Origin of the sequence: Nocardioides sp. YIM 152315 (assembly GCF_029210375.1) — a bacterium.
GTDB lineage: Bacteria > Actinomycetota > Actinomycetes > Propionibacteriales > Nocardioidaceae > Nocardioides.
On record NZ_JARGER010000043.1, the window covers coordinates 316,463 to 342,506 of the forward strand.

At 71.4% G+C, this 26,044-nt stretch carries 32 protein-coding genes; 28 read left to right on the forward strand and 4 right to left on the reverse strand.

All coding sequences use genetic code 11. The annotated features are described in order from the left end of the window. Window positions 1-29 precede the first annotated feature (29 nt). Genes PZ894_RS20430 through flgN form a run of 4 tightly spaced genes read right to left on the reverse strand, consistent with a single transcriptional unit; the run spans window position 30 to window position 3,351 of the window. Window positions 30-434, reverse strand: coding sequence for a flagellar assembly protein FliW (locus tag PZ894_RS20430; RefSeq protein ID WP_275747634.1), 405 nt, complete (start codon window positions 432-434; stop codon window positions 30-32). A 56-nt stretch (window positions 435-490) separates the two neighbouring features. Continuing rightward, window positions 491-1,402 (reverse strand): flagellar hook-associated protein FlgL, encoded by a 912-nt coding sequence (gene flgL, locus PZ894_RS20435; RefSeq protein WP_275747636.1) that lies wholly within the window; start codon window positions 1,400-1,402, stop codon window positions 491-493. 49 nt (window positions 1,403-1,451) lie between these two features. Beyond that, complete coding sequence (gene flgK / locus PZ894_RS20440) at window positions 1,452-2,873, reverse strand: flagellar hook-associated protein FlgK (RefSeq protein WP_275747638.1); 1,422 nt, start codon at window positions 2,871-2,873, stop codon at window positions 1,452-1,454. A 1-nt stretch (window position 2,874) separates the two neighbouring features. Further along, window positions 2,875-3,351, reverse strand: coding sequence for a flagellar export chaperone FlgN (gene flgN / locus PZ894_RS20445; protein ID WP_275747640.1), 477 nt, complete (start codon window positions 3,349-3,351; stop codon window positions 2,875-2,877). A 277-nt stretch (window positions 3,352-3,628) separates the two neighbouring features. Between flgN and PZ894_RS20450 the strand changes: the two genes are divergently transcribed. The 28 genes from PZ894_RS20450 (at window position 3,629) to PZ894_RS20585 (ending at window position 26,008) form a co-directional block, all read left to right on the forward strand. Continuing rightward, a complete protein-coding gene (locus PZ894_RS20450; protein WP_275747641.1) occupies window positions 3,629-4,474 on the forward strand; it encodes a FliA/WhiG family RNA polymerase sigma factor in 846 nt (281 codons plus the stop codon). A gap of 190 nt (window positions 4,475-4,664) precedes the next feature. After that, window positions 4,665-5,789 carry a flagellin gene (locus PZ894_RS20455; RefSeq protein WP_275747643.1) on the forward strand — a complete coding sequence of 375 codons (1,125 nt, stop codon included), beginning with the start codon at window positions 4,665-4,667 and terminating at the stop codon, window positions 5,787-5,789. A 130-nt stretch (window positions 5,790-5,919) separates the two neighbouring features. Next, window positions 5,920-7,260, forward strand: coding sequence for a flagellar filament capping protein FliD (gene fliD / locus PZ894_RS20460; RefSeq protein WP_275747644.1), 1,341 nt, complete (start codon window positions 5,920-5,922; stop codon window positions 7,258-7,260). A 43-nt stretch (window positions 7,261-7,303) separates the two neighbouring features. Continuing rightward, window positions 7,304-7,690 (forward strand): flagellar export chaperone FliS, encoded by a 387-nt coding sequence (gene fliS, locus PZ894_RS20465; protein WP_275747646.1) that lies wholly within the window; start codon window positions 7,304-7,306, stop codon window positions 7,688-7,690. 7 nt (window positions 7,691-7,697) lie between these two features. After that, the gene (locus PZ894_RS20470) at window positions 7,698-8,039 is read left to right on the forward strand and encodes a hypothetical protein (RefSeq protein ID WP_275747648.1); all 342 of its coding nucleotides are present in this window, start codon (window positions 7,698-7,700) and stop codon (window positions 8,037-8,039) included. Between the two features lie 129 nt (window positions 8,040-8,168). After that, window positions 8,169-8,528, forward strand: a complete 360-nt coding sequence (flgB, locus tag PZ894_RS20475) for a flagellar basal body rod protein FlgB (protein ID WP_275747649.1) — start codon at window positions 8,169-8,171, stop codon at window positions 8,526-8,528. After that, complete coding sequence (locus tag PZ894_RS20480; protein ID WP_275747651.1) at window positions 8,528-8,920, forward strand: flagellar basal body protein; 393 nt, start codon at window positions 8,528-8,530, stop codon at window positions 8,918-8,920. The genes flgB and PZ894_RS20480 overlap by 1 nt, the downstream gene beginning before the upstream one ends. Before the next feature lie 64 nt (window positions 8,921-8,984). Then, window positions 8,985-9,308 carry a flagellar hook-basal body complex protein FliE gene (fliE, locus tag PZ894_RS20485; protein WP_275747652.1) on the forward strand — a complete coding sequence of 108 codons (324 nt, stop codon included), beginning with the start codon at window positions 8,985-8,987 and terminating at the stop codon, window positions 9,306-9,308. Continuing rightward, window positions 9,305-10,909: a flagellar basal-body MS-ring/collar protein FliF gene (gene fliF / locus PZ894_RS20490; protein ID WP_275747653.1), complete on the forward strand. Its 1,605-nt coding sequence runs from the start codon at window positions 9,305-9,307 to the stop codon at window positions 10,907-10,909. Before fliE ends, fliF begins: the two co-directional genes overlap by 4 nt. Next, entirely contained in the window at window positions 10,909-11,919 is a 1,011-nt protein-coding gene (fliG, locus tag PZ894_RS20495) for a flagellar motor switch protein FliG (RefSeq protein WP_275747654.1), read from the forward strand. The genes fliF and fliG overlap by 1 nt, the downstream gene beginning before the upstream one ends. Next, window positions 11,912-12,613, forward strand: coding sequence for a FliH/SctL family protein (locus tag PZ894_RS20500; protein WP_275747655.1), 702 nt, complete (start codon window positions 11,912-11,914; stop codon window positions 12,611-12,613). Before fliG ends, PZ894_RS20500 begins: the two co-directional genes overlap by 8 nt. Continuing rightward, window positions 12,610-13,914, forward strand: a complete 1,305-nt coding sequence (locus PZ894_RS20505) for a FliI/YscN family ATPase (protein WP_275747656.1) — start codon at window positions 12,610-12,612, stop codon at window positions 13,912-13,914. Before PZ894_RS20500 ends, PZ894_RS20505 begins: the two co-directional genes overlap by 4 nt. Then, window positions 13,911-14,384, forward strand: a complete 474-nt coding sequence (locus PZ894_RS20510) for a flagellar export protein FliJ (RefSeq protein ID WP_275747658.1) — start codon at window positions 13,911-13,913, stop codon at window positions 14,382-14,384. Before PZ894_RS20505 ends, PZ894_RS20510 begins: the two co-directional genes overlap by 4 nt. Then, entirely contained in the window at window positions 14,381-15,355 is a 975-nt protein-coding gene (locus PZ894_RS20515) for a transglycosylase SLT domain-containing protein (RefSeq protein ID WP_275747659.1), read from the forward strand. The genes PZ894_RS20510 and PZ894_RS20515 overlap by 4 nt, the downstream gene beginning before the upstream one ends. Further along, on the forward strand, window positions 15,352-16,584 hold the full coding sequence (locus PZ894_RS20520) for a flagellar hook-length control protein FliK (protein ID WP_275747660.1): 1,233 nt from the start codon (window positions 15,352-15,354) through the stop codon (window positions 16,582-16,584). Before PZ894_RS20515 ends, PZ894_RS20520 begins: the two co-directional genes overlap by 4 nt. Window positions 16,585-16,593: 9 nt before the next feature. Next, window positions 16,594-17,055 carry a flagellar hook capping FlgD N-terminal domain-containing protein gene (locus tag PZ894_RS20525; RefSeq protein WP_275747663.1) on the forward strand — a complete coding sequence of 154 codons (462 nt, stop codon included), beginning with the start codon at window positions 16,594-16,596 and terminating at the stop codon, window positions 17,053-17,055. 33 nt (window positions 17,056-17,088) lie between these two features. Then, entirely contained in the window at window positions 17,089-17,943 is an 855-nt protein-coding gene (locus PZ894_RS20530; RefSeq protein ID WP_275747665.1) for a flagellar hook-basal body complex protein, read from the forward strand. 135 nt (window positions 17,944-18,078) lie between these two features. Beyond that, complete coding sequence (locus PZ894_RS20535) at window positions 18,079-18,372, forward strand: flagellar FlbD family protein (RefSeq protein WP_275747667.1); 294 nt, start codon at window positions 18,079-18,081, stop codon at window positions 18,370-18,372. Next, window positions 18,372-19,139, forward strand: coding sequence for a MotA/TolQ/ExbB proton channel family protein (locus PZ894_RS20540; RefSeq protein WP_275747668.1), 768 nt, complete (start codon window positions 18,372-18,374; stop codon window positions 19,137-19,139). Before PZ894_RS20535 ends, PZ894_RS20540 begins: the two co-directional genes overlap by 1 nt. Continuing rightward, window positions 19,139-20,176, forward strand: coding sequence for a flagellar motor protein MotB (locus PZ894_RS20545; RefSeq protein ID WP_275747670.1), 1,038 nt, complete (start codon window positions 19,139-19,141; stop codon window positions 20,174-20,176). Before PZ894_RS20540 ends, PZ894_RS20545 begins: the two co-directional genes overlap by 1 nt. After that, on the forward strand, window positions 20,176-20,613 hold the full coding sequence (locus PZ894_RS20550; protein WP_275747672.1) for a flagellar basal body-associated FliL family protein: 438 nt from the start codon (window positions 20,176-20,178) through the stop codon (window positions 20,611-20,613). Before PZ894_RS20545 ends, PZ894_RS20550 begins: the two co-directional genes overlap by 1 nt. 235 nt (window positions 20,614-20,848) lie before the next feature. Next, window positions 20,849-21,673, forward strand: a complete 825-nt coding sequence (locus PZ894_RS20555; protein WP_275747674.1) for a flagellar motor switch protein FliM — start codon at window positions 20,849-20,851, stop codon at window positions 21,671-21,673. After that, window positions 21,670-22,473, forward strand: coding sequence for a flagellar motor switch protein FliN (gene fliN / locus PZ894_RS20560; protein WP_275747676.1), 804 nt, complete (start codon window positions 21,670-21,672; stop codon window positions 22,471-22,473). The genes PZ894_RS20555 and fliN overlap by 4 nt, the downstream gene beginning before the upstream one ends. An 8-nt stretch (window positions 22,474-22,481) precedes the next feature. After that, window positions 22,482-22,973 (forward strand): flagellar biosynthetic protein FliO, encoded by a 492-nt coding sequence (locus PZ894_RS20565; protein WP_275747678.1) that lies wholly within the window; start codon window positions 22,482-22,484, stop codon window positions 22,971-22,973. After that, window positions 22,970-23,767 (forward strand): flagellar type III secretion system pore protein FliP, encoded by a 798-nt coding sequence (gene fliP, locus PZ894_RS20570; RefSeq protein ID WP_275747679.1) that lies wholly within the window; start codon window positions 22,970-22,972, stop codon window positions 23,765-23,767. The genes PZ894_RS20565 and fliP overlap by 4 nt, the downstream gene beginning before the upstream one ends. A gap of 7 nt (window positions 23,768-23,774) precedes the next feature. Continuing rightward, on the forward strand, window positions 23,775-24,044 hold the full coding sequence (gene fliQ, locus PZ894_RS20575) for a flagellar biosynthesis protein FliQ (RefSeq protein WP_275747681.1): 270 nt from the start codon (window positions 23,775-23,777) through the stop codon (window positions 24,042-24,044). Window positions 24,045-24,066: 22 nt separating this feature from the next. Continuing rightward, entirely contained in the window at window positions 24,067-24,828 is a 762-nt protein-coding gene (locus PZ894_RS20580; protein ID WP_275747682.1) for a flagellar biosynthetic protein FliR, read from the forward strand. 22 nt (window positions 24,829-24,850) lie between these two features. Further along, window positions 24,851-26,008 (forward strand): EscU/YscU/HrcU family type III secretion system export apparatus switch protein, encoded by a 1,158-nt coding sequence (locus PZ894_RS20585; RefSeq protein ID WP_275747684.1) that lies wholly within the window; start codon window positions 24,851-24,853, stop codon window positions 26,006-26,008. Window positions 26,009-26,044: the final 36 nt, after the last annotated feature.

The following is a 26,044-nucleotide window of genomic DNA, read 5'->3' on the forward strand; positions in this document are numbered from 1 at the left end:
ACGGTTCTCGACCGGGTGGTCGACCGGGCTCAGGCGCCGAGCAGCGGCGCCGCGACCGGCAGCCCGGGCTCGTCCAGCAGGATCTGCCCGGCCCGCAGCGCCGACGGGTTGACGAGCAGCGGCGCGGCGAGGTTGGCGGTCGTGTCGTGGAGTCCCTGGCCGGCATTGAGCACGACCAGCACCAGGACGTCGGCGGCCGACTCGATCCCGAGGGCGGCGACGACGTCGTCGCCCACCTCCGGTGCGTAGTCGGGGAAGAACGGCGTCGGCGGGACCACCAGGAAGCGCAGGCCGGGCTCGTCGAGCGAGCCGAGGCTGCACAGGTCGCTGGCCCCGTCGAGCTGGACCAGGGCCCAGCGCCGGTGGTCGGGGAAGCCCGGCATGGGGAGCACCATCTCGATCACGGGGATCTGGATGGCAGGGTGGTCGGCCACGGCACCTCCCTCGGCGGGTTCGGGTGCGGCCATCATGTCAAGAGCGTGGGTCAGAGTCATCGCAAGAAGTCCAGGAGGCTCGGCTGGAGGACCCGGGCGGTCGCACCGAGGGCCGCCTGGTAGGCGACCTCCTGGAGACCGAGGTCCACGGTCGCCTTGGCGAGGTCGACGTTCTCGACCTCGGACAGGGCGTTGGTCAGGGTGAGGGTCGCGTCGGTCGCGACGTCGCGCGCCCGCTCGACCCGCACGGTGCGGGCGCCGATCTCGGACTGGATGTTGGTGATCCGGTCCGCGTCGGCCTTGAGGTTGGTGATGGCCGTGGTGATCCCGGCCTCGTCGCCTGCCTTCAGCGCGGTCGACAGCGCGGCCAGGTGGTCGAAGGTCGAGTCGGGAGAGTCCCCGAAGACCTCGGGCCCGGTGACGTCGATCCGCACCCGTACGTCGTCGGCGATCGTGCGGTGCACGCCACCGCCCACCGGCGGGTTCACGGCGGTCGGGTCGGCGAGCACGCCGTTGGCGTCGTAGGCCTTGGCGCCGCCGGTGATGCCGCCGAAGATCGGCCGGTCCAGGTACTGCGTGTTGGCCGAGCTGATCAGGCCCTCGCGGATCTGGTCGACCTCGGTGGCGAGCGCCAGCCGCGCCTCCGGGCCCATCGCGCCGGTGTTGGCGCCCTGGAGCGCGATGTCGCGCGCCCGCGTGATCTGGTCGCCGATCGTCGACAGCGTCCCGTCGGTCTGGTCGAGCCAGCCGACCGCGCTGTCCGCGTTGCGGATGTACTGCTGCTGGCTGGCCAGCGAGGAGCGCAGGCGCATCGCGGTCGTGGCGCCGGTGGGGTCGTCGGACGGCCGGTTGATCAGCCGACCGGTGGTCAGCTGCTCCTGGGCCGTGGCGACCCGGCTCATCGCCGTCTGCATGCCGTTGAACGACTGCCGGCTGAGCATGTTCTGGGTGACGCGTACGAGTGTCATTTCCGGGGTCCCCTCGATGTCGTGAGGCGGAGGAGCTTCGTGGGGTCGGTCATCGGCCCACGAGTCCGGTGCGGTTGATCAGGGTGTCGAGGATCGAGTCGACCGTCGTCATGACGCGTGCGGCGGCCTCGTAGGAGCGCTGCGCCATCACCATGTTCACCGACTCCTCGTCGATGCTCACCCCGGCGAGCTGCTCGCGGGCGGCGTCGACCTGGCTGGACATCACGCTCTGGTTGTCCGCCAGTCGCTTGACCGAGGCGACGTCGGTGCCGAAGCCGTTGACGAGGCGCTGGTAGCCGTCCTGGATCGTGATCGAGTCGGCCAGGTTGGCGGCGTTGCCGGTGTCGGTGTTGCCGACCGGGACCGCGGGCGGCGGCGGGGGCGGCACCGCGGAGAGCGCGATCTTCGACGTGTCGGTGATCAGCACCTCGAGCGTGCCGGCCGGGTTGCTCGCGTCGTACGCGAAGAACTGGCCCCCTTGCAGGCCGCCGGCGTCGTAGCCGTCGTCGTGGGCGGCGTTGAACGCGTCGGCGAAGTCCGTCACCAGGGCGTTGAGCTCGGCGACGTAGTCGGGCAGCACGCTGTTGATCAGCTCGGCGCTCGCGGCGAGCTCGCCGTCGGCGGGAGCGACGACCGCGGTCACACCCGCGGGAGAGGTGAGCGCGAAGCCGACCTTGTCCGGGTCGTCGGTGACGCCGTCGGCCATCTTGCCCGGCGTGACGGTCAGCGTCGAGGCGTCTCCACCCTGGACCAGCGCCTGGCCTCCGAGCTTGACGTCCATGCCGCCGTCCGAGCGCACGGTCGCGGTGGCGCCGGTGAGCTCGGCGAGCCGCAGGGCCAGCTGGTCACGGGTGTCCATCAGCGTCGCGGTGTCGCCCCCGCCGGTCGAGCCGGCGATGGTCTTGTTGGTCGAGGCGAGCTGCTGGGCGAGGTCGTTGACCTCCTGGACGGTCGCCACGACGCGCGCCCGCTGGTCGCCGAGCTCGTCCTGGACGTTGCGGGCCTGGATCGCGAACGCGTCGGCGACGACGGCGCCGTTGGCGAGCACCTGGGCACGCGCGGCGTCGGTGTTCGGCGCGTTCTCGAGGTCCGCGATGCTGTTCTTGAACGTCTCGATCGCCTTGGCGACGCCCTTGTCCGAAGGCTCGGCGATGCCCGTCTCGACCCGCGACATCGCGGTTCCCTTGAGGTCGAGGTAGCTCTGCCGGCCGTGCTCGCGACGGACGCGCATGTCGAGCAGCGGGTCCACGAGGCGCTGCACGCCGCTGGGCTGCACGCCACTGCCGATCTCGTTCGAGCGCGACCACACCGCCGGCGCGGCGGCCGCACCGACGGTCTCGCCGACGACGCGCCGGCGCACGTAGCCCTCCGTGGAGGCGTTGGCGACGTTCGTGCTCGCGATATCCAACGCCGCCTGCTGGTAGCGCAGCGCCGAGAGCGCGGTGTTGAGGGACGAGAAGGGGCTGGACATCTCACAGGCTCCGATCGAGCACCGCGCTGCGGGTCTCCCCGTGGTCGACAGCGCCGGCGGCGGTGTAGGTGGCCGCGCTGCGATCGACGCCCAGGAGCGTGTCCTGGGTCGCCCGGAGCCCCGAGACGATCAGCGCGCGGTTCGTCTGGGCGACCCGGGCGATCTCGTCGGTGAGCGAGAGGAAGTTGTCGCGGTGCTCGGTGAGGATCCCGCGCCACGGCTCGGCGGCGACGGCGATCAACTCGCCGAGGCCGGCGTTCGACTCGAGCCCGGCTGCCTCGGCGGCGGCGCTCGCCGCCACGGCCCGCAGCACCTCGAACTCGCGTACCGCTGCGGCGGCCTCGTCGACGTCGCGGGCGGCGTTGCCCAACCAGCGGGTCCGGCCGGTGGACATCACCAGCTCCTCGACCTCGAGTCGGTAGAGCAGGGTCTCGAGGAGCTCGCGCTCCTGCCACAGGACCCAGGTCAGCTTCTCCACGTCACTCCCCAGTGGTGTCGATGGTCCAGACAGGCAGTGGGACCTGGCCGGCGTTGAGGTGCTGATCGGCCGTCCGGACGGCCCTCTTGAGGGAAACGAGCAAGAAACAGTGGCTCAGGTCGCACGCCCGTCACCTGATGGGATGAGGACGAACGTCCGGGGCGCATAGACCGTTCGGGCCAGGGCGGATAGGTCGACCGGACCACCAGAGGTAAAGAGTTCAAGGATTCTGAAAGAAAACCGGACACCCATGTCTCTGAAATGCTTAATTACGTCCGTGACCCCTTACAACGACGTCCCGCCGGGCTCCGAGGCGTTGATCTTGGTACACGTGCCCCTGGTCGGCCACATCGTCCGCGAGACGATGGCCAGGGTCCCGTCGTACGTCGATCGAGACGACCTCAGCTCGGCCGGACTGGCTGCACTCGTGCAGGCGGCCCACTCCTACGACCCCGACCGAGGCGTGCCGTTCAACCGGTACGCCACGACCCGCATCCGTGGCGCGATCCTCGATGAGCTGCGGAGCATCGACTGGGCCTCCCGCTCGGTCCGACGTCGGGCCCGCGAGCTCGACGCCACCCGGTCGCAGCTCGCGACCGCCCTCGGCCGGCCGGCGACGACCGCCGAGGTGGCCCAGGCCTCCGGCCTGAGCACCGACGAGATCCAGGCGAACGACGACGACGTCGCCCGCGCCCAGGTCCTCTCCCTCCACGCCTCGGAGGACGAGGGGCTCGGCAACAGCCTGGTCTCCGGCAGCCCCACCCCCGAGGCCAGCTTCGAGCACCGGGAGCGGCTGACCTACCTGACCGAGGCCATCGCCGAGCTCCCCGAGCGGCTCCGCCACGTCGTGGAGCAGTACTTCCTCGCGGAGCGCCCGATGGCCGAGATCGCCGCGACCCTCGGCGTGACCGAGTCCCGCGTCTCCCAGCTACGCGCCGAGGCCCTGGTGCTCCTGCGCGACGCTCTCAACCACGAGCTCGAGCCCGACCTCGTGCCCGAGGCCACCCGTCCGGGCGGGGCCGCGGCGCGGCGGAGGGAGGCGTACTTCGCGGCGGTCGCCGCGCGGCACGCCCACGGGATCCGCGGCTACGCCTCCCCGTCCGGGGCGGTCAACGCCAGCTGACGAGCGGCACCACCCACCGCCACTCGCCCACAACTCCACACCGACGAACGCCCCGAGGGGATCGCCGCAGAAGAAATTCCGAGATTTCTGCGCCGATCCCCTCAGGCCTTCCCGGGGCCGGCCGAATGACACCCTGACGGAGCCCACGGACGGGCTCCAAACCGACTCACAGATCCAGGAAGGAACCATCATGAGTCTCCGCATCAACCAGAACATCGACGCCCTCAACTCGTACCGCAACCTGTCGGTCACCCAGGGCCAGATGTCGAAGTCGCTCGAGAAGCTGTCGAGCGGTTACCGCATCAACCGGGCCGCCGACGACGCCGCCGGTCTCGCCATCTCCGAGGGCCTGCGCTCGCAGGTCGGTGGCATCAAGGTCGCCGTCCGCAACGCCCAGGACGGCGTCAGCGTCGTGCAGACCGCTGAAGGTGCGCTCACCGAGACCCACTCGATCCTGCAGCGGATGCGCGACCTGGCCGTGCAGTCGGCGAACGACAGCAACGACGTCGACTCGCGCAAGGCGATCGACGCCGAGACCACGGCGCTCAAGGACGAGCTCAACCGGATCGCGGACAAGACCACCTTCAACAACATCAAGCTGCTCGACGGCAGCTTCACCGACAAGCTGTTCCAGGTCGGCTACGCCGCCAACGACACGATCGAGATCGACATCCAGTCGGCCGGCGCGTCCGCTGCGAAGTCGACGTGGGCGAACGGTGCGGCCGCGGCCACCGCTGCTGCTGCCACGTTCACCCAGAACGGCGTGACGGTCACCACCGCGGCGCTCACCGCGAGCACCGACGCCAACGACATCGCCGACCAGCTGAACAACGACACCAACTTCAAGGCGGCGTTCACGGCGCGGGTCGGCGACGACGGCGGCCTGGTCGTCGAGTCCAAGACCGGTCTCGCCGGTGCCATCACCGCCGGTGGCGGCCTCAACGCGGCGGGCACCAACGACGCCGCCGGCGCCAGCGGCGGCGGCTTCGGCGCGATCGCGCTGGGTGTCAACGGTGTCGACCTGAAGACGCAGACCGGCGCGAACGCGGCGATCACGTCGATCGACTCCGCGATCAAGGCGGTCTCCACGTCCCGGGCGAACCTCGGTGCGCTGCAGAACCGCTTCGAGCACACCATCAACAACCTGAACGTGACGCAGGAGAACCTCTCGGCCTCCGAGAGCCGGATCCGCGACACGGACATGGCCAGCGAGATGATGAACTTCACCCGTTCGCAGATCCTCTCCCAGGCCGGCACCGCGATGCTGGCCCAGGCCAACCAGGCCCCGCAGGGCGTTCTCTCCCTGCTGCGCTGATCTCGTCGGCGGGTCGGCCGGAGGCTGACCTGCCGTCGAAACCACAGATCCCCGGGGGAGTGCTCGCACTCCCCCGGGGCTTTCTGGGCGACAGCTCCGTCGCCCGCCACGTCCGAGCAGGAGGTTCACCGTGGCCACCAGCAGCATCAGCGGTCTCGCCAGCGGCCTCGACACCGCGACCATCATCGACCAGCTCATGCAGCTGGAGGCGGTCCCGCAGACCAAGCTCTCCTCGCAGAAGGACACCGAGAACGACGTCATCAAGGCGCTGCGGCAGCTCAACACCGACACGACGCTGCTGGCCGGCAACGCCGGCAAGCTCGCCAAGGCCGAGACCTGGCAGACCCTCAAGGGCACCTCGAGCAGCGGCTCGGTGTCGGTCGCGGTCGGCGCCACGGCGAGCGCGGCCTCCTTCTCGGTCACCGTCGACCGCCTGGCCACCAGCCACCAGCTCGGCTTCACCGACGCGGCGAACCTCACCGACGTGGTCTCGGGATCCACCGTCAAGCTCACGGGCAGCGACGGCGTCGTGCACGACATCGCCGTGGGCGGCGGGACGCTCGAGGAGCTGGTCGCCGGCATCAACGGCTCGACCGCGGACACCGGGGTCGCGGCCACGGCGATCAAGGTCGCCGACGGCAGCTACCGACTGCTGGTCGAGTCCACCGAGACCGGTGCGGCCTCGGCCTTCACGCTCACCGACGGGGACGGGACCGACCTGCTCGGCGGGTCCGCGACCCGCGCCGGCAGCGACGCCCAGATCAGCCTCGGCCTCGGCATCACCGCCACCTCGGCGACCAACACCTTCACCGACCTGGCGCCCGGCATCACGCTCACCCTCGGCGCGAACGCGAAGGTCGGCGACACCGCCACCGTCACCGTCGCCCAGAACTCCTCCTCGATCTCCTCGTCGGTCTCCGACCTGGTCGACCAGCTCAACTCGCTGCTGACCAGCATCGACTCCCTGACCGCGCCCAAGACCGAGACCACCAGCGCGGGCGTGCTCTCCGGCGACCCCACGGCCCGCAGCCTGCGCGGCCAGCTGCTCAACACCATCTTCGGCGACTCGACGACGTCCATGGCGCAGTACGGCATCCAGACCGACCGCTACGGCAAGCTCGTCTTCGACAAGGACAAGTTCGCCAAGGCGTACGCCGAGGACCCGGCGGGTGTGGCCGCGAAGTTCGCCACCGGCGCGACCCCCGAGACCAACGGCTGGGCGGCTCGGGTGGAGGCGGTCACCAAGTCGGCCACCGACTCCTACGACGGCACCATCACCAACGCCATCACCGGGCACACCAGCACCGTCGACCGGCTCACCAAGAGCATCGACGACTGGGACAACCGCCTCGAGCTGCGGCGCACCTCCCTCGAGCGGCAGTACACCGCCCTCGAGACCGCCCTCTCCAACCTCCAGAGCCAGAGCAGCTGGCTGGCCAGCCAGATCTCCAGCCTCCCGACGTACGCCTGACCCGCACCACCCGCCACCTCATCGTGACCACGGAAGGACGACGATGACGAACCTCAACCCGCGTGAGACCTACCTCGCGGCCTCCGTCTCGACGGCCTCGCCCTCGCAGCTGCTCGTGATGCTCTACGAGCGCCTGGTCCTCGACGTCGAGCGGGCGGTCGACGCGCTGCGTCGGGGCGAGCCCAGCCAGGCCCACCAGCCGCTGCTGCATGCGCAGGAGATCGTCCTCGAGCTCAACGCGAGCCTCGACGTCGACGCCTGGGAGGGCGCCAAGGGCCTGGCCTCGCTGTACGACTACCTCCACAGCGAGCTGGTGAAGGCCAACATGGCGAAGGACCTCAAGGTCGCCGAGTTCTGCCTGCACACCGTCACCGTGCTGCGCGACACCTGGCGCGAGGCCGCCGGTTCGCTCCTCGCCGAGACCGCCTGAGCACCCCATGACCACCACGCGCGCCACGGAGGCCGCTGACGCGGAGCGTCACCACCTGCACTGGGCGACCGCCCTGGACCGGCTCGAGCTCGACGTGATCCGCGCCGAGCGGATGCTCGACGACCCGTCGCGTCCGGCGCCGGAGCCCTGGGACGAGCCGCTCCTGACCGGCCCGATCCCCGCCGACCTGCGCGATCGGGCGATCACGCTCCGCGAGCGCCAGCGCGCCGTCCAGGCGGCGATCGCGTCCGAGCTCGGGGCGATCGGCCGTCAGCACGAGTTCGCCAACCGCGTCGACCGGGCCACCCGCCCGACGCGGCCGGCCGTCTACCTCGACGTGACGGCCTGAAACTCCGGACCTTTTCGGCCCGGATTTCCTCAAGCCCGGCGGTCCGCCGCCGATCACCTCTCCGAGCAAGGATCGCTCACCCCCTGCCGAAGGAACGGCATCACCCCTCGTCCAGCCCGGAGGCCAGGCGTGTCGTTCCTGTCCGACCCCGTCGGCGCGATCCTCGGATCCGCCCTCGACGGGATCTCCCTGCGCCAGCGCGTGATCGCTGACAACATCGCCAACGTCGACACCCCGCACTACCGCGCCAGCAGCGTCGACTTCGAGACCAACCTGCGCTCCGCCATCGGCTCCGGCGCGACCTCGGCCGGCGAGCTCACCCTCGCCCCGACGCTCGCCGCCACGGACACGCCCGTCGGCGCCAACGACAACAACGTCGACCTCCGCAAGGAGACCCTGGCCGCGGTCCAGTCGCAGTTCCAGTACCAGATGATCACGCGCGCCACGAGCGACCGCTTCGACCTCATCAAGACCGTGGCGGCCTCCTGATGGGCGCCTTCGACACGCTGCGCATCGCCAGCTCCTCGCTGGGTGTGCACCAGACCTGGCTCGACGCGCTCGCCAACAACATCGCGAACGTCAACACGGTCAAGCGGACCAGCGAGGACGCCTTCCAGGCCCAGATGCCCATCGTCCGCTCCTCCGCGGGAGGCGGCGTCGAGATCGCGGGCTTCGCGCAGAGCGACGCCGAGGGGCGCGTGGTCTCCGACCCGAACAGCCCGCTGGCCGACGCCGACGGCAACGTCCGCGCCCCCGAGGACGACCTCGCGACCCAGATGACCCAGCTCGTGATGGCCCAGCGCGGCTTCCAGGCGTCCGTCCAGGTCACCAAGGACGCCCAGGACACCTACCGCAGCGCCCTCGAGATCGGCCGCCGCTGATGAACGACCTCACGAAGCCCTTCTCCTCCGGTTCGCTCCCCCGAACGACGTCGCGGGGGTCCCGATGAGCGTCTCCGGGATCGAGGCCATCGGCTTCCAGCCGTACGTCGCGCCGACGCTGCCCGCGTCCGCCGCGACCGCCACGTCGAAGACGTCCGGCACCGGCGCCGCGTTCGGCGACCTGCTCGTCGACGGCCTGGACCGGCTCGAGGCCGTCCAGGACAAGTCGGACCGGCTCGCCGTCCAGGCCGCCACCGGTGACCTCGACGACGTCCACGACTACACCGTCGCCGCCACCGAGGCGTCGGTGACGACCCAGCTGACCGTCGCCGTGCGCAACCGTGCGCTCGAGGCGTTCACCGAGATCATGCGGATGCCCATCGGATGAAGCAGAACGTCACCCGCTCGCTCACCCGCCTGCGGACCACCTTCCTGTCCCTCACGCTCGGCCAGCGGCTCGTCGCCGTGGTCGGCACGGGCGCGCTGCTGCTCGCGGCGTTCATGGTGTTCCGCTGGGTGTCGACGCCCAACTACGCCCCCCTCTTCAGCAACATGGCGTCCGAGGACGCCTCGGCCGTCATCGACGAGCTGGAGGCGACCGGAGTCCCCTACGAGCTCAGCGACGGCGGCAGCACGGTCATGGTGCCCCGCGACCAGGTCTACTCGACCCGCATCGACCTGTCCGGCCAGGGCCTCCCGGCCAACAGCTCCGACGGCGGCTACTCGATCCTCGACGGCCAGGACATCTCCACGTCCGACTTCCAGGAGCAGACCGACTTCAAGCGCGCGATGGAGGGGGAGCTCACCAAGACGATCGAGGCGATCGACGGCGTGAACACCGCCGTCGTGCACCTCGCGATGCCGGAGAAGAAGGTGTTCTCCGACGAGCAGGACCCGACGACCGCGTCGGTGCTCGTCGACACCTCCGCCGGCACGACCATCGACGCCGGGAAGGTGCAGGCGATCATCAACCTGGTCGCGTCCAGCATCGACGGGCTCGACCCGGCCAACGTCACGGTCGCCGACTCCACCGGCAAGGTCCTCTCGACGGAGAACGGCGCCGGGGGCGCCGGGACCGGGACGCAGTCCCAGGCGGTCGCGGACTTCCAGACCCGCAAGACCCAGCAGATCCAGGGGATGCTCGACCGCGTCCTCGGACCTGGCAACTCCACGGTCCAGGTCTCCGCCGACCTCGACTTCGACAAGACCGTGCAGGAGTCCGTCACCTACAACAACAAGAAGAACGCGCAGCCGCTCTCCGAGTCGTCGAGCAAGGAGGCCTACAACGGCGTCTCCGGCGCCGGCGGCAGCACCGGCGTCGTCGGCCCCGACGGCCAGATGGACTCCGGCGCCGGGGCGACGGGCACGACCGGTGAGAACGGCACGTACTCGAAGGAGTCGGTCACCCGCGACAACGCGGTCGAGACCGTCAAAGAGCACCGCGAGACCGCTCCGGGCGCGATCCGGTCGCTGCACGTGGGCGTCGTCCTCGACTCCACCGCGGCAGCCGGCGTCGACCCCGCCGACGTGCAGGACCTGATCGCCGCGACCGTCGGCATCGACCCCGATCGTGGCGACACGGTCGAGGTCTCGAGCATGGCCTTCGACCGGACGGTCGACGAGACCGCCGCGGCCGAGATCGCCGCGGCCGACAAGGCCAAGGCGGAGGCCCAGCGCTGGAAGCTGATCCGCAACGCCGGCATCGCCGTCGCCGTGCTCGCGATGCTCCTGCTCGCCTGGCTCCGCGGCCGCCGCGGCCGCAAGCAGCGCGAGGAGCGTACGGCGTACCTCGTCGAGCAGCTGCGCCAGGACGCGTCCGACCGCGTCGCGGCCGCCGCCGCCCTCGAGCCGGCGCCCGCCGTCGCGGCGCTGGACGCCGCCGAGCAGCAGGCCGACGACGAGCTCAAGCGTGAGATCGCCGCGCTCGCCGAGCGGGAGCCCGACGAGATCGCCACGCTGCTCCGCGGCTGGCTGGTGGAGCGCCACTGATGAACATCGCTGCCCTCGGCGTCCGCAAGGCCGCCATCATCCTCATCCAGCTCGGGCGCGAGAAGGCCGCCGACGTCCTCAGCCTGCTCGGTGACGCGGAGGTCGAGGCGATCTCCGCCGAGATCGCCTCGCTCGAGATGGTCGACGCCTCCGAGAGCGCGGCCGTGCTGGCCGAGTTCTCCGAGATGGCGACCGCCCAGGCCAACATCAAGCACGGCGGCCTCGCGTTCGCCCGCATGATGCTCGAGCAGTCGCTCGGCGAGGACCGCGCGGGCGAGATCATGGAGCGGCTCCAGGCCGCGGCGGTCAAGATGCCGTTCCAGTTCCTGCACCGTGCCGACCCGGCCCAGCTCCGCACGTTCATCGCCGACGAGCACCCGCAGGTGATCGCGCTCGTGCTGGCGCACATGACCGCCGACAAGGCGTCGATCGTGATGGCCGGCCTCCCCTCGCACCTGCAGGCGGAGATCGCGCACCGCATCGCCGTGATGGACCGCACCTCGCCGGAGATCATCCGCGAGGTCGAGGCCAACCTCGAGCGCAAGCTGTCCTCGGTGCTCCAGCCGGCGGAGCTGTCCCGCGTGGGCGGCGTCGACCCGCTGGTCAACATCATCAACCGCTCCGACCGCGTCACCGAGCGCCAGATCGTCGAGGGCCTCGAGGCGCTCGACGCCGAGCTCGCCGACGAGGTCCGCAGCCGGATGTTCATGTTCGAGGACATCGTCCACCTCGAGGACCGCTCCGTGCAGCTGGTGCTGCGCCAGGTCAACGAGGCCGAGCTCGCGCTCGCGCTCAAGGGCGTCAGCGAGTCGGTCCGCGACAAGATCACCTCGAACCTGTCCTCGCGTGCCGCGGAGACCCTCATCGAGGAGGTCGAGCTGCTCGGCGCGGTGCGCCTGACGCAGGTCGAGGAGGCGCAGCAGGGCGTGATCCGCAAGATCCGCCAGCTCGAGGAGCAGGGCCAGATCATGGTCCACCGCGGCGGCAGCGAGGAGGCCCTCGTTGTCTGAGGCACTCACCCACGAAGACCTCGGCGCGTCCGAGCTGCGCGCCGCCCCGTGGCACAGCGACGAGCGCCCGGACCTCCGTCAAGGGGTCTGGACGCGGCTCGGCGACGAGCGTGTCCTCGGCGACGCCGCCACCGAGTCGGTGCTCGGCCGCCTGGCCGAGCGGGCCCGCAGCGCCGCCCAGGCGCAGGGGTACGCCGTCGGCTGGTCCGCGGGCCAGCAGGCCGCGCTCCGGCGCCAGGCCGAGGACTCGGCCGTGGCGGCCGCCACGGCCGAGCGCCTCGAGGCGGTGCGCGCACGCGAGCACGCCGCCGCCGTCGAGGGCCTGCGCTCCGCGGCCGCCGCACTCGACGAGGCCGCTGCCCAGATCGCGGCGCACATCGGCGAGCAGGCCACCGACCTCGCCTTCGAGGTCACCGCGGCGCTGCTCGGCCACGAGCTCTCCCTGGCGACCGACCCGGGCGCCGGAGCCGTGGCGCGGGCGATCTCCGCGCTGCCCACCAGCGCGGCCGCCACCGTCCGGCTGCACCCGCAGAGCGCCCGCTCCGTGGCCGCCGCGGGCCTCGGGGAGACCGGTGTCGACGTCGTCGCCGACCCCACCCTCGGCCTGCACGACGCGGTCGTCGAGACCGACACCACCGCCGTCGACCTGCGCCTCTCCGCGGCCATGGACCGCCTCCGCGAGGTGCTCTCGTGAGCGCGCTGACGCTCGACCACGTGCGCGCCGCCCGCGCGGCCGTAGTACCCACCCGCCTGGGTCGGGTCGCCGGCCTGCTCGGCCTCCGGGTCACCGTCGCCGGCGTACCCGCAGCCATGGGCGACCTGCTCGAGGTCCGCGGTGCCGCGGGGCCGGTCCCCGTCGAGGTCGTCGCGAGCGAGCACGGCGTCCTCACCTGCCTGCCGCTGGCCGACACCACCGGCCTGCGGGTCGGCGACCACGTCGAGGCCAGCGGCCTCGGACTGCGCATCGCCGTCGGCGAGGAGCTCCGCGGCCGCGTGCTCGACGGCCTCGGCCGCCCGATCGACGGCGGCCCGTCGCTGACGCACCTGCCGCAGGTCGTCGTCGACAACGAGACCCCGCACGCGCTGCTGCGGCCGCGCATCGACCAGCAGCTGAGTCTCGGCGTGCGCGCGATGGACGCGCTCACCGCGTGCGGTCGCGGCCAGCGCCTCGGCATCATGGCCGGCTCCGGCGTCGGCAAGTCCAGCCTGCTGTCGATGGTCGCGCGCGGCACCGAGGCCGAGATCTCCGTGATCGCACTGGTCGGCGAGCGCGGCCGCGAGGTCCGCGAGTTCCTCGAGAACGACCTCGGTCCCGAGGGGTTGGCCCGCTCGATCGTCGTCGTCGCGACGTCGGACGAGCCGCCGGTCGTGCGGATGCGCGCCGCGTTCGTCGCCACCCGGATCGCGGAGTGGTTCCGCGACTCCGGACGCCACGTCGTGCTGATGATGGACAGCCTCACACGGGTCGCCCTCGCCCAGCGCGAGATCGGCCTGTCGGCGGGCGAGCCCCCGGCGACCCGTGGCTTCCCCCCCAGCGTCTTCGCGATGCTCCCCAAACTGCTCGAGCGCGCGGGCACCTCGCCCTCCGGCAGCATCACGGGCCTCTACACCGTGCTCGTCGAGGGCGACGACCTCCAGGACCCGATCGGCGACTCCGCCCGGTCGATCCTCGACGGCCACATCGTGCTGACCCGCGAGCTCGCCACGTCGGGACACTTCCCCAGCATCGACGTGCTCGAGTCGATCTCCCGCGTCTCGGCCATCCTGACCCCGACCGGCAAGCAGGACGCGCAGCGCCTGCGCCGCCTGCTGGCCGCGCACCGCAACGTCAAGGAGCTCGTCGAGATCGGCGCCTACGTCCACGGCACCGACCCGGACGCCGACCTCGCGCTCGCGCTGATGCCCGAGATCGAGGCCTTCCTGCGCCAGGACATGGACGACGTCACACCCGCGGCCGACACCTGGGCCGCCCTCCACGAGCTGGTGACCACATGACCACCCCCGCGTCCTCCCGCAAGGGGAACCTCCGCGGCCTGGTCCGCCTGCGCACCGTGCGCGAGCGGGACAGCCGCACCGGGCTGGCCACGGCACTCGCCGAGGAGCGCCACGCCGAGGCCGCGATCTCCGACCTCGAGCTGATGCTCTCCACGCTGCCGGCTCCGACGACCTCCGACCTCACGGCGTTCCAGGGACGGCAGCAGACCCTCGACCTGATCCGCACCGCGCTGACCACCGCTCGCGCGGACCTCGAGAGCGCCCGCGTCGTCAGTGCGGCCGCGCGTGACCGTTGGATGGCCGACCGCACCCGCCTGAAGGCGGTCGAGTCCCTCGCCGAGCGTCGGGTCGCCGCGATCCGCGCCGAGCGCGAGCGCCGCGAGCGGATCGAGCTCGACGAGGTCGCCGAGGAGATGTGGCGCCGTGGCGCGCTCGTCGACGCCGGCCCGGGCGGCAGGGGCGCCGAATGAGCATCTCCGAGGTCACCAGCCGGATCGGCCAGATCCAGGCCCAGCTCGCGACGCTGGCGCCGCAGCCGACGTCCGCCGGCTCGACCGCGTTCACCGGCGCACTCGACCAAGCGACCGCGACGGCGTCCGCGACGTCGAGGTACGCCGCCGGCACCGGGTCGGGCCAGGGCAGCGAGGTCGTGGCGCACGCCCGCAAGTACCTCGGTGTCCCCTACGTGTGGGGCGGCACCAACCCGGCCACCGGCCTGGACTGCTCGGGACTGGTGCAGAAGGTGTACGACGAGCTCGGCTACGACCTGCCGCGCGTGTCCTACCAGCAGGCCACGGCCGGTCGCCCGGTCGCGAACCTCGCGCAGGCCCAGCCCGGGGACATCCTGGCCTTCGGATCCCCGGTCCACCACGTCGGCATCTACATCGGCGACAACCAGATGATCCACGCCCCCCGCCCGGGCAAGGACGTCGAGGTCTCCTCGGTCTACGAGACACCGACGGCGATCCGCCGCGTCGTCCCCGACGCCGGCGCCACGGCGAGCGCCGCCGGGACCATCGGGACTGTCGGGACCGTCGGCGCGGTGGCCGGCCGGGTCGCCGCGGGCACGCCGTACGCGAACCTCTTCGAGAGCGCCGCCGCCAAGTACGGCGTCAGCGCCGACCTGCTCTCCGCGGTCGCCAGGCAGGAGTCGGGATACAACCCGCGCGCGACGAGTCCGGCCGGCGCCCAGGGCCTGATGCAGCTGATGCCCGGGACCGCGGACGGTCTCGGCGTGACGAACTCCTACGACCCGGCCCAGGCCGTCGACGGCGCCGCGCGCCTGCTCAAGGGCCTGCTCGCCCGCTTCGGCAGCACCGACCTCGCGCTCGCGGCGTACAACGCCGGTCCGGGCGCGGTGCTCAAGTACAACGGCGTGCCGCCGTACGCCGAGACCCAGAACTACGTCCGCTCCGTCATGTCGACGCTGGAGGCAGCATGAACCCCACCTCCCTCCTGAGCGGCCTCGGCGCTGCGATCACCGCCGAGCCCGCGCTCGGTGGGGCCGGAGCCGCGGGCCGTTCGGCCACTCCCGGCACGGGCGACCTCTTCATGGCCCTGGTCGCCGGGCTGCTCGACGGCGCCGCCAACCCCGCGGCGGCCGGTGCGGCCCAGGGCGAGGCGGCCGCGGTCGGCGACGACCCCGCCTCCGGCGAGGAGACCACGGGCACCGAGGAGGCCTCGGCCGACGTGACCGGGCTCGCCGCGCTCGCCGGGGCCGTCGTCGCCCCGGTCGTCGCCCAGGTCGTCGCCCAGGTCGTCGCCCAGGCCGGCGCCCAGGCCGGCGCACAGCCCGCGACCTCCGCCGCACCGGCCGAGGGCGGTGCGGGTGGTGTCGGTGCCGTCGGATCCGTGGTCACCGCGCCGACGGCCGCGACCGCGGGTTCCCAGGGCGGCGGTCCGCAGGACGGCGCGTCCGGCGACCCGTCCGCGACGCCGGGCGTGCCCTTCCTCGAGACCGCTCAGGGTTCCGCGGCGGCGGCCGATTCACCGACCGATGCCCGCTCGACCGCTACCCACCAGGCCGCCCGCACGGAGGCCGCGACCGCCGCGCCGACCGGTGCGACCACCCCGGTCGCGGCGGCCACCCCGGCCGCACCGACCACCTCGACCGTCGCGCCGAACGCACCGGCCGGTGACGTGCACCGCGTCGCCGGACAGGTCTTCCCCGAGGTCGTCCGGGTCGCCACCACCGGCGTCGAGGGCAGCACCCAGCGCGTGACGGTGAAGCTGAACCCCGAGGCGCTCGGCGAGGTCCGCGTGGTCCTCACCCACCGCCGGGGCGAGCTCGAGGTGAGCCTCGCCGGCGGCGAGGACGCCCGTCGCGCCCTGACCGAGGGCGCCCCGGAGCTGCGGCGCCTGCTGGAGGCCGTCGGCCGTGCCGACTCGCGGATCGTGATCCGCGACCTCCCCACCGCCACCACCCCAGCGCAGACCGTGGTCCAGGACGGATCAGCGGCGCGCACCGATGTCTCGACCGACCTGAGCGGCAACGCCTGGTCGGGAGCCGGACGCCCTGGCGGCGAGCCGGCAGCGGAGCGGGAGACCACCCGGTTCCGCACCTCAGGAAGCAACAACGCCACGGATGGCATCCCGGACGCGACGATCCTGTCGCGTTCCAGCACGACGGACACGTCCGGCCGCTCCGGCGGCCTGGACGTGTCCATCTAGGAGGAAGCCATGTCCATTCCCGCCACCGAGGCCGTGACACCGACTGGGATGTACCAGTCGCCGACGGCCGCGACAGGTTCGAGCTCCGACGACAAGGAGATGTTCCTCAACCTGATGGTCGCCCAGTTGCGCTACCAGGACCCGCTGAACCCGACGGACTCGGGCCAGTTCCTGGCCCAGAACGCGCAGTTCACGGCCCTGGAGAAGATGCAGGACGTCGCCGACCAGACGGCCGCCCTGCTCTCGGCGCAGGTCTCCTTCGGCGCGGCAGGCATGGTCGGCAAGAACGTCACCTACCTGACCGAGGACGGCGACACGGCGTCCGGCGTGGTCGGCTCGGTGACGTACGACGCCAGCGGTCCGCTCCTCCAGATCGGCGACCAGAGCGTCACGCTCGGCCAGATCTCGTCCATCTCCGCCGCCGCCGAACCGGCGCCGGCGCCATCCACCAGCACGGCGACCGCCGGCTGACCAGCACCCAGCTCTCCTGAGGAGTCATTCCACATGCTTCGCTCGCTCTTCGCCGGCATCAGCGGCCTGCGCGTCAACCAGGTCAACCTCGACGTCACCGGCAACAACATCGCCAACGCCAACACCATCGGCTTCAAGTCCAGCCGCACGGTCTTCTCCGACACCCTGTCCCAGATGCTCACCGCGAGCTCGGCGCCCGACGCCGCCAATGGTCGCGGCGGCAGCAACCCGATCCAGGTCGGCCTCGGCGTCCAGGTCGCCGCGACCAACACGAACTTCCTCCAGGGCTCCAACCAGAGCACCGGCGGCCTCACCGACATGATGCTCCAGGGCGACGGCATGTTCGTGGTCCGTGAGGGCAACCAGACCGTCTACACGCGGGCAGGTGCGTTCTCCTGGGATCCCGACCGCAACCTGACCGCCCCGGGCGGCGGTCTGGTGCAGGGCTACACCTTCGCCGCCGACGGCACGCGTTCGGCCGCGCCCGGCACCATCACCCTGCCCAGGAACGACGGCGCCCTCCCCACCCCGCAAGCGTTGAAGTCCTACGAGATCGGCGGCGACGGCAAGATCACCGCCACCTGGGACGACGACACCAAGACGGTGATCGCCCAGGTGGCGGTCGCGAACTTCGACAACCCGATGGGCCTCGCGAAGGTCGGCGGCACCAGCTTCCGCGAGACCTCGAACTCGGGCGCCGTGCAGCTCGGCGTCGCCGGCGAGGCCGGCCGGGGGGAGATCGTCACCGGCTCGCTCGAGATGTCCAACGTCGACCTGGCCGCCGAGTTCACCAACCTGATCCTCGCGCAGCGCGGCTTCCAGGCCAGCTCGCGCGTCATCACCACCTCCGACCAGGTCCTCGAGGACCTCGTCAACATCAAGCGCTGACCGCGTCGCTGACCCGTCGGAAACTTTCTGGCGGGTCAGCGTCCCGGGGCACTCAAGTCGGCGGGCAGCCCGCCGATCACCACTTCACGAGCCGCCACGGACGGCAGGCTCTCGCAAGGCCCAAGGACGGTGCACATGATCACGCTCACGCGACTCTCGGGAACGGTGTTCGCGCTCAACTGCGACCTCATCGAGCGCGTTGACGCCACCCCGGACACCGTCATCACGCTCGTGGACGGCAAGAAGTACGTCGTCACGGAGTCCCTCGAGGAGGTCCTGCGGGAAGTGCGCGTGCACCGGGGCGAGGTGCTCGCGCTGAGCACCGCGATCGACGTCGCCGCATGGCACACCGACCACGGAGAGTCGAAGCTGGGCACGGTCTCGGAGCACCCGACGGCCCGCCTCGCTGCGATCGAGACGGAGTCCTGATGGATCCGGCAACCCTGATCGGCGTCATCGGCGCCCTGGTCTTCATCATCGTCGCCAACGTGATGGAGGGCGGCAACCCGATGAGCCTGCTGCTCATCCCGCCCATCCTCCTCGTCGTCGGCGGCACCATCATGATCACGCTCGCCGGCGGCACGCTCGCCGACGGCAAGGCCGCGGTCCAGGGCATGGTCAAGGCGTTCACCGGCAAGGCGCCCGACGCCGCCGCCGCCGTCCCCACGCTGGTCGCGCTCTCCGACAAGGCGCGCCGCGAGGGCCTGCTCGCTCTCGAGGACGCCCTCGGCGACATCGACGACCCGTTCCTGACCAAGGGGCTCACGCTCGCGATCGACGGCACCGACCCCGACGAGGTCCGTGACATCCTCGAAGCCCAGATCCAGGCGACGAAGTCCCGGACCAAGCAGGCGGCGAAGTTCTTCAACTCCGCGGGCGCCTACGCCCCGACCATCGGCATCGTCGGCACGGTCATGGGCCTCGTGCACGTGCTCGAGAACCTGGCCGAGCCGGAGAAGCTCGGCCACCTCATCGCCGGCGCGTTCGTCGCCACGCTGTGGGGCGTCATGTCGGCCAACGTGTTCTTCCTGCCGGTCGGCGCGCGGATCAACCGCCTCGGCGAGCTCGAGATCATCCGGATGGAGGTCGTGGTCGAGGGCGTCGCCGGGCTGCAGGCCGGGTCCAACCCGCGCGTCGTCGCGCAGCGGCTCCAATCCCTGCTCCCCGACGACGAGCGCGAACCGGAGGCGGCCTGATGGCTGCCAACAGGGGACGGCGCACCAAGCACGAGGAGCCGGAGGAGCACGAGAACCACGAGCGGTGGATGGTCACCTACGCCGACATGCTCACGCTCCTGATGGTGCTCTTCATCGTCATGTTCGCGATGAGCCAGGTCGACGAGAAGAAGTACAACGCCCTGAAGAACGGGCTGAGCGACGGCTTCGGCGCGACCAGCTCGTTCATGAAGGGCTCGGACTCGATCCTCGAGGGCCACCTGACGGACGACGCGACGAATCCGCAGATGGACGCGACGCAGATGTTCGAGCAGCTCTCGCCGGGCCACCAGGCCCTGGTGACCCGCGCGGTCGAGCAGCAGCAGCGGCAGCGGGCGTACGCCGCAGCCACGAGCGAGGCGCGCCGGCTCCGCGACGCCCAGCGCAAGATCATGGCGGCCCTGAGGAAGCGCGGCCTCGCCCAGGACGTGTCCACGACCATCGACGACCGGGGCCTGGTCGTCAGCCTGGTCTCCCGGCACGTCACGTTCCAGCCGAACATCGCCACGCTCAGCCCGCGCGGGCGCCGGGTCGTCGACACGATCGCGCCGGTGCTCAGGAACCTGGACAACGACCTGCGCGTCGACGGCCACACCAACCAGGCTCCGGGCCGGCCGAAGTACTACACGACCGACTGGGACCTCTCGGCCGCCCGCGCCGTCGAGGTCCTGCGCCGGCTCAACGAGGTCGCCGGCATCGCCGGTGCCCGCCTGTCCCTGGAGGCGTTCGGGCACGAGCGTCCGCTGCTGGACCCGGAGGCCCCCGGCTCGCAGGCCGTCAACAAGCGCGTCGACATCGTCGTCCTGCCCGCGGTCGGGGCGAGCTCGAAGGAGCTCCTCGACGAGGCCGCGGACTCCGTCGGCAGGGGCCCCGGCACCGACCCCGGCACCGACCCCGGGACCAGCACCGAGACCACCACCGAGACCACGACCCAGACCACCACCGAGACCCACACCACGGACGGCGACCACGGCGACGAAGCCGCGAGCGCCGACCACGGACCCGAGGGAGACCACTGATGAGCGCCACGGCCGAGAAGGCCCAGGAGTTGACCGAGGCGGAGGAGGGGAAGAAGGGCGGCAAGAAGAAGCTGATCGTCATCGCGGTCGCCGTGCTGCTGATCGCCGGCGCGGCGTACTGGTTCTTCCTCAAGCCGAAGGGTCCCGAGCCGGCCCCCGAGCCGGGCGAGATCGTCCCGATGGACGCCACCCAGATCAACCTCGCCGACGGTCACTACCTGCGCCTGGGCCTCGCCCTCCAGCTCACCACCAGCGCGCACGAGGCGGACGGCAGCAAGGCCCTCGACGCGGCGATCGAGATCTTCAGCGGGAAGAGCCTCGAGCAGCTCGAGGGGCACAAGCGCGAGGCGCTCAAGGAGAAGCTCAACAAGGAGCTCGAGCACCTCTACCACGGTGACGTGATGGACGTGTACTTCACGGAGTTCGTCACGCAGTAGCCCTCACGACAACACCGAGTCACGCCGGGCACGGGCCCGGCGGGTGATCCACAACACTTCGACGCAATTCCTCAGGTCGTCGGAGCCGGCGCCGATCCCTGCTTTCGTGGCGCCCTCGGACACTTCAGTCGCAGCCCCCACCGCCCCCGCGGCGGCCGGGCCTGCTCGCCGGCCAGCAGAGCCGGTCCTCTACGACTTCCGCCGACCCATCCAGCTGTCCCGCGAGCACTCCCGCATGCTCCAGGTCGCGATGGACGGGTTCTGCCGACAGGCGACGACGGTGCTGACGTCGTCGCTGCGCACGGTGTGCTCGGTCACGCTCGCCGGCATCGAGCAGAGCACGTACGCCGAGTACGTCGACTCGCTGGACGCGACGACGTACCTCACGATCTTCTCGGCCGAGCCCCTGCTCGGGAAGTGCGTGCTCGAGATCCCGGTCCCCGCCGTGATGACGTCCGTCGACTTCATGCTCGGCGGCCCCGGCCGGGAGGACCAGCCCGAGCGCCCGCTCTCGGAGATCGAGTCCAGCGTCTCGCGGGGACTCATCGAGCGGCTGCTCGCCGAGCTCCGCTACTCCCTGGCGTCCATCGTGACGTGCGAGCCCGTCGTCACCGGCGTCGAGTACAGCCCCCAGTTCGCCCAGGTCGCCGGTGCCGCCGACGTCATGGTCGCGACGCGCTTCGAGCTCAAGATCAACGAGCGCACCTTTCGGATGACGCTGTGCATGCCGTTCTCCGGACTCCTCCCGCACATGATCCGCGCCGCGGCCCCCGCGCCGGTCTCCGACCGCGAGCGCGCCAAGCGCGCCCGCTCGGCCGCCGAGCTGCAGAGCCAGTTCCAGCTCGTGCCCGTCGACGTCGCCGTCCGGCTGCGCCCGACCACGCTCAGCCCCGGCGACCTCGCCGCCCTCCAGCCGGGCGACGCCATCCGTCTGAACCACCCCGCGTCCGCCCCCCTCGAGGTGGTCGTGGACGGCATCAACTTCGCGCACGCCACCGCCGGAACCAGCGGGTTCCGCCTCGCCGCCCTGATCGTGGGCACCCCCAAGGAGAACCAGTGAGCAACGAGACCATGTACGCCGAGATCGCCACGGCCGCCGCCGCCGCCGGCGCCGCCGTGATGCCGGCCGTCGAGCAGCTGAGCGTCGGCGCGGTCACGGTGGGTGACGCGCAGGTCGCCGCTGCGTTCGCCGGCGCCGTCGTCGCCGACCTCGAGGGTGCCGTCCCGGGCCGGGTCGCGCTGCTCGTCGGCCAGGAGCTGGTCGACGCGCTGGCGAGCAGCCCGCTCGGTGGCCTCGACCTCGCCGCCGCCCTCCAGCCGACGCTGGACGCGGTGGCCGGTGCCCTGCAGGGCCGCGTCGGCGCGGCCCGCGAGTCGGCGACCGGGCTGGTCACCCGCGACCTCTCGACGCCGTTCACGGCGGTCTACCTGAAGAGCGGCGACGTCGCCGCCGTCCTGCTGCTCCCCGACGACGTCCTCGCCGGCGCCCAGAACGCCGTGATCGCCGCGGCCGCCTCGGGCGCCGAGCCCGCCATCCCCGGCGCCGGCACCGCGCCCGGCGCCTCCGGCGCCGTGCTCAGCTCCATCGGTGGGCTCGAGCACCGGACCGCTCGCCCCGGCATCGAGATGCTGCACGGGGTCGACATGGAGGTGACGGTCGAGATCGGCCGCACCCGGATGACCGTACGCGACCTCCTGGACCTCACCCCCGGTGCCGTCCTCGAGCTCGACCGCGCCGCCGGGAGCCCCGCCGACCTGCTCGTCAACGGCCGCCTGATCGCCCGCGGCGAAGTGGTCGTGATCGACGAGGACTTCGGTCTCCGCATCACCGAGATCGCGGTCGACGCGGCGGCGAGCTGATCCCGACGATGCTCGAGCTCACCATCCGGCTGGTCTTCTCGCTGGCCGTCGTCCTGGGCCTGCTGGCCCTGCTGGCGAAGTTCGGCGCCCGCCGCTTCAAGGGCGGCAAGGACGCCCTGGTGCAGGTGGTGCACCGGCAGAACATCTCGCGCGGCACCGCCGTCACGGTGGTCACTGTCGGCGGCCGCGTGCTGGTCCTCGGCACCACGGAGCACCAGGTCCGCGTCCTGACCGAGCTCGACCCCCTCGAGGTCGCCGACCACCTCCCCGAGGACACCCTTCCCGGCGAGGTGCTGAGCCTCGTGCCGGCCACCGACGACCCGGCGGCGCCCGCCGACACCGCCGAGCCAACCGACACCGCGGAGCCGACCGACGCGGCCGAGCCGACCCACCGCCCCGCGTGGGTGCCCACCCCGGACGCCGGCGCGCTGTCGGGCTCGGTCCTCAGCGTCGACACCTGGCGCCAGGCGCTCGCCGCCGCCACCCGGCGGACGTCGTGACCGCGCTGCTGCGGCGCGCCGGGATCCTCCTCGGCGTGCTGGTCACCCTTGTCCTCGTGCCGGCCGTCGCCAACGCGGCGCCGACCGGGCCGGAGGGGCCCGCCGGACCGCGCGGGGGCGCAGGTGGGTCCGACGTCACGATCGGGCTGGACGGCCTGACCGACAGCCCCAGCACCTCGGTGACGGTGCTCATCGGTCTGACGCTGATCTCGCTGCTCCCGGCGATCCTGCTCAGCTGCACGGCGTTCACCAAGATCTTCATCGTCCTCGGGCTGACCCGCAACGCGCTGGGTCTCCAGCAGACCCCGCCCAACCAGGTGCTCGCCGGTCTCGCGCTCTTCCTCAGCCTCTTCGTGATGGGGCCGGTGCTGAGCGAGATCAACGACCTCGCGCTGCAGCCCTACATGGACGGCCAGATGAGCGCCTCGGTCGCCTTCGACGCCGGCATGCAGCCGCTGCGGGACTTCATGCTCAGCAACACCGACGACGGCGAGCTGGAGCTGCTCACCAACGTCGCCGACCGCGAGCTCCCCGCGAACCCGGACGAGGTCTCGACCACGACGCTCATCCCCGCCTTCATCCTCACCGAGCTGAAGCAGGCCTTCATCATCGGCTTCGTCATCTTCATCCCGTTCCTGGTCATCGACCTGGTCGTCAGCGGTGCGCTGATGGCGCTCGGCATGATGATGATGCCCCCGGTGATGGTGTCGCTCCCCTTCAAGCTCCTGCTCTTCGTGATGGTCGACGGCTGGGCCCTCGTCATCAAGTCCCTCGTCGCCAGCTACGGAACCTAGGGCCGCCATGTCTGACACCACCGTCATCCACCTCGCGCTCCAGACGATGCTGGTCGCGCTCAAGCTCTCCGCGCCGATCCTGGTCACCTCGCTGGTGATCGGCTTCGCCATCTCGCTCTTCCAGTCGCTGACCCAGATCCAGGAGTTCACGCTGGCCTTCGTGCCCAAGCTCGTGGGCGTCGGCGTCGCCCTGCTGCTGTGCGGCAACTGGATGATGCACACCCTCGTCGCCTTCACCAACGACATCTTCGAGAGCCTCCCGGCCATGCTCGGCTGACGCCGGGAGACCGGAGACCACCATGACCCTCACCGTCGCGGGAGAGCCACTCGTGGCGTTCCTCCTCGCCTCCGTGCGGATCCTCGCGTGGCTGGCCGTGGTGCCGCCGTTCACCGGGCGCACCATTCCGACGATGGCGAAGGTCGTCCTCGGCCTCGGCCTGGCCTTCGCCGCCGTCCCGAACGGCGACCAGATCCCGCTCGACACGTTCGGCCTGCTGCTGAACGTCGCGACCCAGGTCGCCGTCGGCGTCTCGATGGGCTTCGTGTGCCACCTGCTGCTCGCCGCGATCGCCGCGGCCGGCTCGCTCGTCGACGTCTTCGGCGGCTTCTCGCTCGCGCAGGGCTTCGACCCGCTGTCGATGAACGCCAACACGGTCTTCGGCAAGTTCCACCAGATGCTCGCCACCGTGCTCCTCTTCGTGACCGGCGGCCACCTGATCGTGGTCGGCGGGCTGCTGAAGACCTTCGAGTTCCTGCCGCTCGGCACCGCGCCGCAGTGGGACAGCTTCCCCGACGTGGTCCTCACGGCGTTCGGCCTGTTCTTCACCACCGCCGTGCAGATCGCGCTGCCGCTGATCGCCGTGCTCTTCCTCTCCGACCTGGGCCTCGCGCTCCTCACCAAGGTCGCGCCGCAGATGCAGGCGATGTCGGTGATGTTCCCGGTCAAGATCGGCCTCACCCTGCTGCTGGTCGGCCTGTCCTTCCCGGTCCTGCCGCACGCGATCGACCGGATGGTCGACCTGTCGACGCAGGCCCTCTCCACGATGTCCGGGGCGGGCTGATGCACGCGAAGCGAGGACGTGCATGAGCGAGGAGAAGACCGAGAAGGCGACTCCGAAGAAGAACAAGGAGAACCGCAAGGAGGGCAAGGTCCCGCGGACCCAGGAGCTGGGTCAGTGGTCGGCCCTGGCGCTCTTCGCGCTGGCCCTGCCGAAGCTGCTCGGCCACGAGATCACCGCCCTGCAGGAGATCATGACGACCGCGCTGAGCACGAGCGGGCAGGCCGACGTCGACCGGGCGCTCGCGCTCCTCGGCGACGGACTCTGGCACGTGCTGGTGGCCAGCCTGGTCCTGGGGATCGGCGTCCTGCTCGTCGGCGTGGCCGGCGCGCTCGCGCAGGGCGGCTTCTACATCGCCAGCGGCGCGGTGAAGCCGAAGCTCTCGAAGCTCAACCCGCTCCAGGGCTTCAAGCGCATGTTCGGCATGCACACGCTGTGGGAGGGCGCGAAGATGCTGCTCCGCAGCGCGATCGTGGTCTTCCTCGTGTGGGGTGTCGTCAAGGCCTCGATGCCGATGATCGGGGGCCTCGTGCCGGTGCAGGTCGTGATCGGCCACACCGCCGAGGACGCGCTGGGGCTGATCCGCAACGTCGCCATCGTGGGCGTGGTGCTGGCCGCCGCCGACTACCTCGTGCAGCGCAAGAAGATGGGCAAGCAGACCCGCATGACCAAGGAAGAGGTCAAGCAGGAGCACAAGAACTCCGAGGGTGACCCGCTGCTCAAGGGCGCCATCCGCTCCCGCCAGCTGGCCGCCGCCCGCAACCGGATGATGGCCGACGTGCCGACGGCGGACGTGGTCCTGGTCAACCCGACCCACGTCGCCGTCGCCCTGCGCTACGAGCCCGACCGCGGCGCCCCCCGGGTCGTCGCGCGAGGGGCCGGCGCCATCGCCGCCGCGATCCGCGAGAAGGCCAGCGAGGCGCGCGTGCCACTTGTCCGCGACGTACCGCTCGCCCGAGCGCTCTACGGCTCCACCACCGTCGGTCAGGAGATCCCGACCGAGCTCTTCGCCGCGGTCGCCCAGGTGCTCGCCTTCGTCATCACCCGGCGCAACCAGGGAGCGCGCGGCGGCGAGCACCGGACCCCGCGGGTCGAGTCGGACCTGCCGCCGGTGAGCCCGGGCGGACGACGTCCCAGACGGGACCTCGCGGAGGCCTCAGGTCCGGCGCTCGCCGACCGATAGAACCCCCGGACCCCAGGACGGAGTCACACCACCGGT